General features: G+C 44.6%; 11 protein-coding genes. All 11 read left to right on the forward strand.

Translation table 11 applies throughout. The features are described 5' to 3' along the window. The first annotated feature begins 29 nt into the window (after window positions 1-29). The 11 genes from ACGTNI_RS02635 (at window position 30) to ftsZ (ending at window position 12859) form a co-directional block, all read left to right on the forward strand. Window positions 30-1502 carry a UDP-N-acetylmuramoyl-L-alanyl-D-glutamate--2,6-diaminopimelate ligase gene (locus tag ACGTNI_RS02635; RefSeq protein ID WP_394459876.1) on the forward strand — a complete coding sequence of 491 codons (1473 nt, stop codon included), beginning with the start codon at window positions 30-32 and terminating at the stop codon, window positions 1500-1502. Beyond that, the gene (locus tag ACGTNI_RS02640) at window positions 1502-2863 is read left to right on the forward strand and encodes a UDP-N-acetylmuramoyl-tripeptide--D-alanyl-D-alanine ligase (RefSeq protein WP_394459878.1); all 1362 of its coding nucleotides are present in this window, start codon (window positions 1502-1504) and stop codon (window positions 2861-2863) included. Before ACGTNI_RS02635 ends, ACGTNI_RS02640 begins: the two co-directional genes overlap by 1 nt. A gap of 35 nt (window positions 2864-2898) precedes the next feature. After that, window positions 2899-3885 (forward strand): phospho-N-acetylmuramoyl-pentapeptide-transferase, encoded by a 987-nt coding sequence (gene mraY / locus ACGTNI_RS02645; protein ID WP_085508078.1) that lies wholly within the window; start codon window positions 2899-2901, stop codon window positions 3883-3885. Next, window positions 3882-5231: a UDP-N-acetylmuramoyl-L-alanine--D-glutamate ligase gene (gene murD / locus ACGTNI_RS02650; RefSeq protein WP_394459880.1), complete on the forward strand. Its 1350-nt coding sequence runs from the start codon at window positions 3882-3884 to the stop codon at window positions 5229-5231. Before mraY ends, murD begins: the two co-directional genes overlap by 4 nt. Before the next feature lie 93 nt (window positions 5232-5324). Beyond that, entirely contained in the window at window positions 5325-6407 is a 1083-nt protein-coding gene (gene spoVE / locus ACGTNI_RS02655) for a stage V sporulation protein E (protein ID WP_085509219.1), read from the forward strand. A gap of 1108 nt (window positions 6408-7515) precedes the next feature. Then, the gene (locus ACGTNI_RS02660; protein WP_085508085.1) at window positions 7516-8343 is read left to right on the forward strand and encodes a cell division protein FtsQ/DivIB; all 828 of its coding nucleotides are present in this window, start codon (window positions 7516-7518) and stop codon (window positions 8341-8343) included. Further along, window positions 8327-9028, forward strand: a complete 702-nt coding sequence (locus tag ACGTNI_RS02665; RefSeq protein WP_085508087.1) for a DUF881 domain-containing protein — start codon at window positions 8327-8329, stop codon at window positions 9026-9028. Before ACGTNI_RS02660 ends, ACGTNI_RS02665 begins: the two co-directional genes overlap by 17 nt. Window positions 9029-9033: 5 nt before the next feature. Then, complete coding sequence (locus tag ACGTNI_RS02670) at window positions 9034-9759, forward strand: DUF881 domain-containing protein (RefSeq protein WP_394459883.1); 726 nt, start codon at window positions 9034-9036, stop codon at window positions 9757-9759. Then, window positions 9759-10127, forward strand: coding sequence for a small basic family protein (locus tag ACGTNI_RS02675; protein ID WP_394459885.1), 369 nt, complete (start codon window positions 9759-9761; stop codon window positions 10125-10127). Before ACGTNI_RS02670 ends, ACGTNI_RS02675 begins: the two co-directional genes overlap by 1 nt. A gap of 183 nt (window positions 10128-10310) precedes the next feature. Further along, window positions 10311-11615: a cell division protein FtsA gene (gene ftsA / locus ACGTNI_RS02680; RefSeq protein WP_085508093.1), complete on the forward strand. Its 1305-nt coding sequence runs from the start codon at window positions 10311-10313 to the stop codon at window positions 11613-11615. 74 nt (window positions 11616-11689) lie between these two features. After that, complete coding sequence (gene ftsZ / locus ACGTNI_RS02685) at window positions 11690-12859, forward strand: cell division protein FtsZ (protein WP_085508095.1); 1170 nt, start codon at window positions 11690-11692, stop codon at window positions 12857-12859. Window positions 12860-13233: the final 374 nt, after the last annotated feature.

Consider the following 13233-nt stretch of genomic DNA (forward strand, 5'->3'; position numbering starts at 1 on the left):
AGAATGTGTTTACAGTTAGGATGATAATATTGAAACTACCAGAATTATTGAGACATATACCTTATTTCCAAACAAATCAACCGATAACAGAAATTGAAATAACCGGAGTGGAAATGGATTCCCGTCAAGTGAAAGAAGGGGACTTGTTTATCTGTCTGCCTGGTGAACATTTTGACGGGCATGACTTTGTGGACCAGGCGATCAAAAAAGGAGCGGCAGCGCTCGTTTGTGAGCGCCCTCTTGATGTATCTGTACCGTATGTGGTTGTCCCGGACTCCAACAGGGCAATGGGCAGTATTGCCAACACTTTTTACAAGTATCCGACGACCGGAATGCAGCTGATCGGTATAACCGGGACAAATGGGAAAACGTCGATCAGCTATCTGCTTGAGGAAGTTTTCCAGATGAATCAGCATAAGACCGGCTTGATCGGTACGATCCAAATGAAAATCAATGAGTCGGTGTATCCTGTGAAAAACACGACACCTGACTCATTGTTTTTGCAAAAAAGTTTTCATACCATGAAAGAGCAAAACGTGGATACCACCATTATGGAGGTTTCTTCCCATGCATTAGATAAAGGAAGGGTGCATGGCTGCGACTTTGATGTGGCCGTTTTTACGAACTTGAGTCAGGATCATCTGGACTATCATAGCACCATGGATGAATATCTTCATGCTAAGTCACTGTTATTTGCCCAACTGGGGAATACATACCATCCTCAACACCCGAAGTTTGCCGTCATCAATGAAGATGATGATGCGGCCGATGTCATGAAACGCAGTACTGCTCAGCCGGTTCTTAGTTACGGCATTCAAAAGGAGGCTGCGATCATGGCGAAAGACCTTCACCTGCATGAAAAAGGGACGACATTTACATTGAGTACCCCTGAAGGAGATACCCTTATCAACAGCAGCCTGATGGGTAAATTCAATGTATATAATATGCTGGCTGCTGCCGGGGCAGCGATTGCCTCCGGGGTGAAACTTGCCGTGATTAAAAAGGCACTGGAGGCCTCCAAGGGTGTCCGTGGACGTTTTGAACCCGTAGAGGAGAATCAGCCATTCGGCGTGGTCATTGATTATGCTCATACGCCTGATTCCCTTCATAATGTGTTGCAGACAATGCGGGAGTTTTGTAAAGGCAAAGTAAGGGTAGTGGTCGGTTGTGGTGGTGATCGGGACCGGACAAAGCGCCCGCTGATGGCAGATGTAGCGATGGAGTTCGGTGACCATGCGATTTTCACATCAGATAACCCGCGTACAGAATCGCCGGAACAGATTCTTGATGATATGACCGATCACTTGTCAGGTGGGTATGACAGAATAGTCGACCGCCGGGAAGCCATAGAATATGCTTTAGAAACAGCACAGCCAGGAGACATGGTATTGATTGCCGGGAAGGGTCATGAAACCTACCAGGACATTAACGGAAAAAGATATGAGTTTGATGACAGAGAAATAGCGCGACAACTTTTAAAGCAGCTAAAGGAGAGTAAGTGATGTTGTTTGCTGTAAAAGAATTATGTGAACTGTTCCCTGAATATAAGGGAGCAGCAATGGATAGCATTCCTTTACGTCAGGTAATGACAGATTCAAGAAAAGAAATGAAACAAAGTGTTTTTGTGCCGATTGTCGGTGAAAATTTTGATGCGCATGAGTTTTTAAAACAGGCGATCGAAAATGGAGCGGTAGCTGCCTTATGGCAAAAAGACAGGGAAGTGCCTCGGTTTGTACCGACGGATTTCCCGTTATTTTTTGTAAATGAGACCACGGAAGCGATGCAGAAAATGGCAGGCTTCTATTTAAACAAAGTGAGCCCCCAAGTGATTGGCATCACCGGTTCAAATGGAAAAACCACGACCAAAGATTTGACAGCAGCGGTCCTCAGCACGAAATTTCGGACGCATAAGACAGACGGGAATTTCAATAACCATATAGGACTCCCTTTAACCATATTCGCGATGCCGGAGGATACGGAAGTAGCTGTTCTGGAAATGGGTATGAGCCAGGCTGGGGAAATTGAGGTGTTGAGTCGACTTGCCAAGCCGGATTACGCCCTGATTACGAATATCGGGGAATCGCATATTGAATATTTAGGAAGCCGTGAGGGGATTGCTAAAGCAAAGCTGGAAATCAAGGCCGGTCTCAAAGGTGACGGGGCATTGATATTTGATGGGGATGAACCGTTACTGGCTGAAGAATTAAAGGATCCGAATAACTGGGGTTGTGGTATAGACGAACATAACAGAACCCAGATCAAAGACCTGAAATTAAACGATCTGAAAAGCAGTTTTGTCATTGACGGGGTTCATTATGAATTACCGCTTGCAGGTAAGCATAATGTTAAAAATGCGAGCTATGTCATTACGCTGGCCCGTCTAATGGGGCTTTCCAGCGAGCTGATCCAGCAGGGACTTGACCAGATTCAGGTTACAGGCATGCGGTTTGAGCGGCTGGAGGGAAAACATGGGTCCTTGATTATTAATGATGCCTACAATGCTTCTCCTACATCCATGAAAGCTGTCATTGAAGTCATCAAAGGCATGAATGAAAAGAAAAATAAAATTCTGGTGCTCGGTGATGTTTATGAACTCGGCAACCATGCAAAAGCAATGCATCGCAGTGTCGCAGATGTGATAGATGAAGATATTGCGGCTGTCTATACATTTGGTGAAGACGCCGATGAAATCAGTAAAGCCGTAGCGGAAAAGAAATTGAATATCAAATCCGAACATTTCACAGATAAAACATCTTTACAGCAAGTAGTAGAAAAAGATCTCGATAAGGATACGGTGGTATTAGTTAAAGCTTCCAGGGGGGTAAAACTGGAAACAATCATCGATCCTTTAGTAGAGAAGTAAACGGACGGTAACCAGGAACAAAGGAGGAATATTAGATGAACGATTTTGTACTATTAATTACAATAGCCATCGCATTTTTAATCACCGTCCTGATTTCACCTGTATTCATCCCATTTCTTCGAAGACTGAAGTTCGGACAGAGTATTAGGGAAGAAGGACCAGAAAGCCACCAGAAAAAATCAGGGACGCCGACGATGGGCGGGCTGATGGTACTGTTTTCTGTCAGCATAACGACCTTGATCATGGCAGCTAAATTCAATCCGGAACCAATGAGTTTTGAAGTCTTTTTACTTTTATTCGTATTGATTGGGTATGGATTGATTGGATTTCTTGATGATTTTATTAAGGTAGTCATGAAGCGGAATCTTGGGTTGACTTCCAAGCAAAAATTGCTCGCACAGTTTGTCATCGCTGTCGTTGTTTATTTAATTTTACGTCAGCATAATTTCCCGACCTACATAGCTGTACCAGCTACAGATATCCAAGTAGACCTTGGTCTGCTTTATCCTGTTTTAATTCTTGTGATGCTGGTAGGAGCTTCTAACGCCGTCAACTTGACGGATGGGTTAGATGGCCTGTTAGCCGGCACAGCTGCACTGGCATTCGGTGCTTTTGCTATCCTGGCATGGACAGGAAATCCGCAATTTGAGATTACTATTTTTTCTTTAGCGGTTGTAGGATCACTGCTCGGGTTTTTAGTATTCAATGCCCACCCGGCTAAAGTATTCATGGGCGACACTGGATCATTGGCATTAGGTGGAGCGATCGCAATCGTTGCTATCCTGACCAAACTGGAAATCCTCCTGGTTGTTATTGGAGGAGTATTCGTCATTGAGACATTATCGGTCATTATTCAGGTAATATCATTCAAAACGAGAGGCAAACGAGTATTCCGGATGAGCCCGCTCCATCACCATTATGAATTGCAGGGCTGGTCAGAATGGCGTGTGGTGACTTCTTTCTGGCTTGTCGGTCTGGTGTTTGCCATTTTAGGAATTTATATTGAGGTGTGGTTAGGTTGAAACGATTACAAGATTTTCCTTATCAGCATGCATTGATTTTAGGACTTGCCAAAAGTGGAACAGCAGCAGCAAAGTTATTACTGGACAGCGGTGTAAACGTCCGTGTCAATGACTATAAAGCAAGCCAGGAGGACCCGGTGGTGCAGGAGCTGGAAAAAGCAGGAGCTGAGGTGGTTCTTGGAGGTCATCCGGTTTCTGCTTTGGATGGTATCGATGTCATGGTAAAAAATCCAGGCATCCCGTATGACAATAGTCTGGTGGCGGAAGCGGAAAAGCGAAACCTGCCGGTCATTACCGAAGTTGAGCTTGCCGCACATCTTCATCATGGTCCCATTGTAGGTATTACCGGCTCAAACGGTAAAACTACCACTACTACACTTACCCATGAAATGTTGAAAGCGAGCGGTAGAGAGCCAAGAATTGCCGGTAATATCGGGGAAGTTTCCTGTGAAGTAGCAAGGGAGACAACGGATGATCAGTCGATGGTAATCGAATTGTCTTCCTTCCAGCTGATGGGAATTGAAAAATTTCGTCCTACCGTTGCTGTGTTATTGAACATTTATGAAGCACATCTGGATTACCATAAAACATTGGAAAATTACCAGCAAGCCAAGGCCCGTCTCTTCAAAAATCAAACGGCGGATGACTACCTCGTATATAATGCCGATGATCCTGTAATCGCTAAGTTTCTCGATGATGCAGCATCTGTTCTCGTACCTTTTTCTGCAAAGCAGGAATTGGAAGAGGGAGCATATGCAGACGAACAATATATCTATTATAACGGCAGCTCCATTATGAAGCGGGAAGATATCGTCCTCGTTGGAGAGCATAATATGGAAAATATATTAGCGGCAGTAGCAGCGGCGAAATTGAATGGTGCTACCGATGAAGGCATCCAAGAAGTGCTGACAAGTTTTAAAGGTGTTCCTCACCGGCTTGAATTTGTCGGCAATATCAAGGGCCGTCTGTTTTATAATGATTCTAAGGCAACTAATATTCTCGCTACATCCAAAGCATTGGGTGCATTTAAGCAGCCGGTGATTTTACTTGCCGGTGGTCTTGATCGGGGCAACAGCTTTGATGAATTGGTGCCATTTTTAGACCATGTGAAAGCTATGGTGGTCTTCGGTGAGACAGCGGATAAAATGACACAGGCAGCACAGCAGGCCGGTATTGCTGAAATTAAAAAAGTTGATAATGTAGGACAAGCAGCGCAAGTGGCATTTGACCTTTCCGGGGAAAAAGATGTCATACTCCTGTCACCGGCATGTGCCAGCTGGGATCAGTATACTACTTTTGAAGAAAGAGGGCATATGTATGTCCAAGCTGTGCATAAGCTGAAATAGGGGCTTGTTCACAGTTAAAGAAATGAAAGCCCCATTTTCCAATTTAGTTGGAGGAGGGGTTTTTTCTTGAGTAAAAAAAGCCAGCCGAGAGCCATGCCTGATATTTTGTTGATGGTTGGTATCTTATCTTTACTTACTATCGGAGTTATTATGGTATACAGTTCGTCCAGCATTTGGGCGACCTATAAATTCAATGATTCATTCTTCTTTGCGAAGCGGCAGATTTTATTTGCCGGAGCTGGTGTGTTGGCCATGTTTTTTATAGCGAGGGTGCCTTATCTGTTTTGGAGGACCCATGCCAAAAAGCTTCTGATTATCTGTTTTATCTTCCTGATTGCTGTCTTGATCCCTGGGGTAGGGATGGTAAGGGGAGGGGCACAAAGCTGGATTGGCGTCGGAGCTTTCAGCATCCAGCCGTCTGAGTTCATGAAACTTGGCTTAATCATTTTCCTGGCCAAGTTCCTTTCTGAGCGGCAAAAGTATATCACTTCCTTCCAACAGGGCTTTCTGCCAGCATTAAGTCTGGTACTTGTCGCGTTTGGATTAATTATGCTGCAGCCAGACTTAGGGACGGGCGTCGTGTTAGTGGGAACGTGTATGCTGATGATTTTTGTTTCTGGAGCGAGGTGGGCTCATTTTGTTGGGTTAGGATTGCTCGGTCTGGCTGGATTTGTCGCATTAATCGCTTCTGCACCATACCGGATCAAGCGGATAACCGCCTTTCTGAATCCGTGGGAAGATCCTTTGGGAAGCGGGTTTCAAATTATCCAATCGCTCTATGCTATCGGTCCCGGCGGGCTGATGGGGCTTGGTCTTGGGCAAAGCTTGCAAAAATTCTTCTACCTGCCTGAACCTCAGACCGATTTTATATTCGCCATTCTGGCAGAAGAATTAGGTTTTCTCGGCGGAGCATTCGTCCTGGCCTTGTTCCTGCTGGTACTTTGGCGGGGTATCCGTGTTGCTTTATATGCACCAGACCTGTATGGTACGCTTCTTGCACTTGGCATCGTAGGAATGATATCCATACAAGTAATGATCAATATCAGTGTAGTAACCGGACTTATTCCTGTTACCGGGATTACGCTACCGTTTTTAAGCTACGGCGGTTCTTCCTTAACGTTGACGTTATGCTCTGTCGGCATTCTGCTAAGCGTCAGCCGCTATTCAAAACTTTAAGGACCCTCTTTATAGTGTTCATTTGAAAATGGTTTGATTAACCTAATGGAATGTCAATTCCAAATCATATTTATACAATTAAAGCTCCCAATACCTGAAGACTCAGTTTCAAGATATATTTGTTTCCGTTACGGTAGTAACGGTAGGGAGGTCCGGGAAATCACTCGCTTTCCGTGGGCATGCGTTGAGCCTCCTCAGACTCCGTCTTCCGGGGTCTCACCTGTCATGTTCATCCCACTGGAGTCTCGCAATTTCCCGAACCTCCTTGCGTTTGTAAGAATACGGAAATATCGATATGCAGTCGTTCAACCAAAGGGAAAACTACTTATAACAGCATGCTTGTCACCAGCGAGCGGAGAAGACTTCTTCCTCAATAACAGGGATTCGTTTCTCTCATCCTTCGGATGGGTTGGTTGGGAAACTGCGAGACTCCCGCGGGAGAAGGGTCTAGGCGAGATCCCACAGGGCGATAGCCCGAGGAAGCTCGCCAGGTCCCCCGCAGGAAAGCGAGTGGTTTCCCAGCCAGCCCAGAAGTCTTTTGTGATGACGAATCCACCCTTATCTCGAAACTGAGTCTTCCACAATTCAGCCCTTTAGTGGAATATACATCCACAACAAGGGAATATATCCATAGAAAATTTATGAAAAATTCTTAGAAGAACAGTCAGAGATATTTTTCCAAAGCCGTACTATGTGAATGGTCATAGCTGCGGCTTTTTTCTGTATTAAAAGCTGAAAATAAAAGTATCATTAAAAAATCTGAAGTTTTTGCCACAGGGAGTCACAAAACGCGGGCTAACATGATAAAATGAAGGGGTGGATATATGTTTAATCGCTTTTCTTAGAGGGAACATGCAAACGGGTCTTAAAGGTGATAGCCTTGACGGCTAGGGATAACAACTTTACAGCCTAGGCTTCAATGCTTTGGAATGCCCCGTTTTTAGAATGGAAAAGCAGTTTGCAACAATTATTTCCAAAAGTTAAAAATAACGGAAGATGGATGGAAACTGTTGTATGATAGAGATATAACGAGCTAGCAGGAATGACTTTTCCTACATAGTATCCCATCTTCCCTGATATTGAACGATGTTAAGGGGAAATCATCATTATGGAGAAAAAAAATATTGTTTCCATTGAAGATCGTATTCCGAAGCTGAAACATGCCAGGAAGAAGAAAGCGAACAGGCGCTTGATCTTTTATTTGACGATTTTGTTCTTGTTGATTGCGATCGTTGTGTATTTACAGTCCCCCCTTAGCCATGTAAAACAAGTGGCCGTAGAAGGAAATGTCCATGTCTCCGATAAGGAAATCAAAGAAATGAGTCATGTAACCGGGAAAGATAATTTCTGGAAAGTGGACAAGCAACAGGTAGAATCCGGTGTGAAAGGACATCCGGAAGTTGCAAAAGTCAGTGTTTCCAGAGATTTTCCGAACACGATTACCATCCAGGTGGACGAATATGACCGCGTAGGCTACGTTAGAGTGGATGGAAGCTATTATCCGATACTGGAAAACGGCAAACGGCTGGACTCTTATGAATTGCGTGTAACAAACGGTGACGCACCGCTTTTGCTTGACTTTGATAAAGCAACCTACCTGGAGGAAATGTCCAAGGAATTGCGAGAGCTTCCATCGAGTGTCGCTAATTTGATTTCTGAAATTCATTGGACACCTACAGATGACAATCCATTTCAAATTAAGCTTTATATGAATGATGGGTATGAGGTACAAGGGACGATCAGGAATTTTTCAAAGAAAATGAGAGCATATCCATCGATCGTTACACAATTAAGTCCTGAAGATAAAGGGATTATTCATATCGATGTCGGCGCTTACTTTGAATCTTATTCCGACACAGAGCAGGAAGGTTCCTCTGAAGTAGAAAGTAGCGGGGAAGATCAACAGGGAGAGAATGAAGATGAAGCTCAGGGGTAAGCATGTTATTCTCGCTTTCGTCCTATTAGGGACCGGCTTTCTAGTCTCTTACAGCTATACACAAGCCGACGAGAGCTCCCAAATGGTAAAACTTGCTGATCGTACCTGGGAGAAGGAATACTACTATCGAAAGCAACTGTTGGATTTAGAATCCAGGAACAAAGAACTAAGGGAAGAATTGCAAACGAAAACAGAAGCAGTTCAGACTTATGAAGATGATCTGGCTGCGAACGAGCAGCAAATTGCAGATTTTGTCGAACGGAAGAAAAGACTTCAGATGCTTACTGGACAATTGCCTGTAAAGGGACCTGGATTGAGGGTGACGCTAAAGGATGCAGCATATATTCCAAGTGAAGAGCATGCCAATAGTTATATCGTCCATGAACCTCACATCCATCAAGTAGTCAACGAATTAAAGAGTGCCGGTGCTAAGGCAATCGCGATTAATGGTCAGCGATACGTCAGCAACAGCTATTTCGCCTGTACAGGCCCGGTCATCACAATAGATGGCGTTCAGCACCCCGCACCGTTCGTGATTACAGCGATTGGTGATCCTGAAGTATTGTTTTCCAGTCTATCTTTAAAAAATGGAGTAGTTGATCAGCTTGTTACTGATAACATTGAAGTAGAGCTGGAAAAGTCAGCGGAAATCCAAATGGATGCCAGGCTTTCGAGTGAAGGGTGATTTTCTTGAGTAAACGTACGAAATGGCTCATGTCATTAATTTTTGCCCTGGTTGGCTTCATGCTGGCAATCCAGTTTCAAACAGCCTCTTCCGAACCTGAGCTCCGCGATACACGTGATCAGTGGGAGGTCAGACAGGCATTGCAGGAGCAGCAGAAACTACAGCAGGAATTACTGGAGCAAATCGCTCAGGCTGACCGGACGCTTGAAGAGTATGGAGAAGTATCGGACGCTGAAAAACTGGAAACTTTAAAGTCCTCTATTCATCAATTAGAGCAGGAGGCTGGTTTAGCAGAGTTGGAAGGCAGTGGAGTCATTATAACACTTGCTCCTATTTTCCAGGAGTGGGAAGAAGGGGCCCCAGCTTATCCTACTGTAAGTCCCTCTCTGTTGACGCATTTGATCAATGAACTGAATACTTTTGGAGCTGCAGGGATCGGGGTAGGGGAGGAGCGATTCATCAGTATATCGCCTGTCCGTAATGTAAATGGAGAGACGTATATCAATAACCGCCCAATGCCTCCTTTGCCGATTACGATAAAGGCCATTACCAGTAATCCCAAAAAGATGATGGATTACGTCAATGCGAGTCGCTCCAGGGATATGTTCGCCCTTGATCAGATTGCCATGGAAGTGGAGGCAGAACAGCATATAGAGCTCCCGGGTTATGAAGATAACCTGCAGATAGACGTGCTCGAGCTGGATAGCAGTAAAGAAACAGGTGAGGATTAATGTGGCTGCCATTTGTCTTTTTAATCATCGGAGTTATCCTGGGTCTGTTAACGGATCTGCGGGTACCGGACGCTTATACCGATTACTTGACCATAGCGGTTCTTGCCGCTTTTGATACGCTATTAGGGGGGATAAGGGCACAATTAGAAAAGAAATTCGATGATATCGTGTTTTTGACTGGTTTCTTTACCAATGTATCCCTTGCTGCCTTGTTAGCATTCCTGGGAGTGCAGCTGGGTATTGACTTGTATCTTGCGGCAGTCTTTGCATTTGGTGTACGCTTATTCCAAAATATAGCGATCATCCGAAGACATCTCATCAATCAAACGATCAATTCTAGAAAACTGAAAAAAAATCCGGAAAAATAAGAGGAATATCACATCTATCTGTGGAAACAGAACATGACTTGATTCTATTTCCATATTTCTAAGTGGAAAGAACCATATAGTATATCAATCTATTTACGAAACGGGAAATTGATTGTATTTTCTTCTTATATTCGATAATATTTGAACTATTCATATGCCTTTAGTGCAGGAGGTGCATCGCTTTTGAATCAGAATGAAATATTAGTAAGCTTAGATATTGGGACCACGCGGATTAAAGTGATTATCGGGGAAATCCTGAATGATTCCCTGAATATCATCGGCGTAGGTACCGCTAAATCAAAAGGAATGAAAAAAGGAGCCATTGTAGATATCGATCAAACTGTCCAGTCCATCCGCTCAGCTGTCGAACAGGCGGAGAGAATGGTCGATATGAAAATAGATCGCGTCGTCGTCGGTGTCAACGGTAACCATATCCAGCTCCAGCCATGTCATGGTGTGGTCGCTGTTTCCAGTGATGACCGGGAGATCGGCGATGAAGATATAAAACGTGTCATTGATGCAGCACAAGTGATTTCGATACCACCGGAAAGAGAAATCATCGACGTCATTCCGAAACAGTTCATCGTGGACGGCCAGGACGAAATTACAGACCCACGCGGTATGATTGGCGTCCGTCTGGAAATGGAAGGTACGATCATCACTTGTTCGAAAACAGTGCTACATAACTTGTTGAAGTGTGTGGAAAGAGCTGAACTGCAAGTGTTGGATATCTGCCTTCAGCCTTTGGCTGCAGGTACAGTAGCGTTATCAGATGATGAAAAAAATCTTGGGGTCGCTTTAATCGATATTGGTGGAGGCAGTACCACTGTTTCTGTATTTGAGGATGGCCACCTGAAAGGTACAAGCATGACGGCTTTGGGCGGAGACAACATTACGAAAGATCTCTCTATCGGTCTTCGGACATCCACAGAAGAAGCTGAGGAAATTAAAGTGGAACATGGCCATGCATTTTTCGATGATGCCCGTGAAGAGGAACAATTTGAAGTGACGATTATAGGAAGTAATCGAAAACAAACATTCAATCAATTGCAGATTTCTGATATGATTGAAGCTAGACTAGAAGAGATTTATGTGTTTGCCGCTCAAGAGATTCACAGAATGGGCGTAAAAGATTTGCCTGGAGGTTTTGTACTGACAGGAGGCTCGATGAGCATGCCTGGTGTCATGGAACTTGCCCAGGATATCTTCCATGCGAATGTCCGTCTCGCTATTCCGGATTATATCGGGGTTCGCGAACCGCAATTTACCAGTGGTGTCGGAATCTTGCAATTCGCTTATCGTAATGCGAAAATACAAGGAAAAGAGATTTTTCCATCCGTCCAGGTGGTGGATGCTCAACAGCCTAGACCGAAGAAACAGAAAAGAAGTACGCCAAAGCAGCAAGAGCAGCAGGAGAAACCTGTAAAAGAAGAAAAAGAGAAAAAGGAATCAGGATTATCCAATCTACTGAAATACTTTTTCGACTAAACAACGTTTCCTTCATAACTGACGAATGGAAGCTAAAATAAGTCTCGTAATCTTTGAACTGGGAGGAACGAAAAATGTTAGATTTTGATACAAGCATGGACCAATTAGCAACGATAAAAGTTATTGGGGTTGGTGGCGGCGGAAGTAACGCTGTCAACCGTATGATCGAACACGGAGTACAAGGTGTAGAATTTATTGCAGTCAACACGGATGCGCAGGCATTGAACCTGTCCAAAGCAGAAGTGAAAATGCAAATTGGCGGCAAGCTGACCCGTGGTCTCGGGGCAGGTGCCAACCCGGAAGTAGGTAAAAAGGCTGCTGAAGAAAGCAAAGAGCAGCTGGAAGAAGCGTTGCAAGGTGCTGACATGGTATTTGTCACGGCTGGTATGGGCGGCGGTACCGGTACTGGCGCAGCGCCTGTCATCGCTCAAGTGGCAAAAGAACTTGGCGCGTTGACCGTCGGTGTTGTTACACGTCCATTCACTTTTGAAGGGCGTAAGCGTTCTGTACAGGCGACAGGCGGTATTGACGGGCTGAAAAGCGCCGTTGATACGCTCATTGTCATTCCGAATGACCGTCTATTGGAAATCGTCGACAAGAACACCCCGATGCTTGAAGCCTTCCGTGAAGCGGATAACGTGCTTCGTCAAGGTGTACAAGGTATCTCTGACTTGATTGCAGTCCCAGGTCTGATCAATGTTGACTTTGCAGACGTTAAAACCATCATGATGGATAAAGGGTCTGCTTTGATGGGAATTGGAATTGCAACTGGTGAAAGCCGTGCGGTTGAAGCCGCTAAAAAAGCGATATCATCTCCACTATTGGAAACATCCATCGATGGCGCCCATGGTGTCCTGATGAATATCACTGGCGGATCAAACCTGAGCCTTTATGAAGTACAGGAAGCTGCAGATATTGTAACTTCTGCTGCTGACCAGGAAGTAAACGTCATCTTCGGTTCCGTCATTAATGAAAATCTAAAAGATGAGATCGTAGTTACCGTAATTGCGACAGGTTTTGATGAAGCTCAGTTGAGCCAAAGCCAGTCCAAGCAGCGTCCAAATATGGGACAAATGGGCGGCGGTGTAAACCAGCAGCCACAACAGCCGGACCGTCTGGAAAGAAGAAGGGAAGAACCTCGTCACCAGGAAATGCCATCCCAGCAACGAGGTGGACAAGGTGGCCAGGAAGAAGACACACTGGATATTCCTACCTTCCTTCGTAACAGAAACCGTAGAAGATAACTAATAAAATGAAGAGGACGACTTTCACAATCCCTCTTTAATATCAGTAAACCCACGAAGATTCCTTTCTTCGTGGGTTTTTCAGCTTGTAGAGAAACACCTGTTTTTCTACAAGCTTTTTTGCGTTGATAATAATTTTTTCCATTAAAGCTCCCTTTAATGGAAGACTCAGTTTCAAGATAGTTGGGTCCGTTACCGTAAGGGAAAAGGGATGGGCAGGGAAACGACTCGCTTTCCAGCTTCATCGCCTAGACACTCGCGTCATAAGCAGCCCATCAACGGGAAGAAAGATCACTTCCCTTTTGCTGTTCTGCTTATGCGTGTCGTGTCTCCCAAGGCGATTACGCATTCATTTCTTTCCTGCGGGGGACCTG

Origin of the sequence: Thalassobacillus sp. B23F22_16 (assembly GCF_043496955.1) — a bacterium.
GTDB classification, from domain to species: domain Bacteria; phylum Bacillota; class Bacilli; order Bacillales; family Halobacillaceae; genus Thalassobacillus; species Thalassobacillus devorans_A.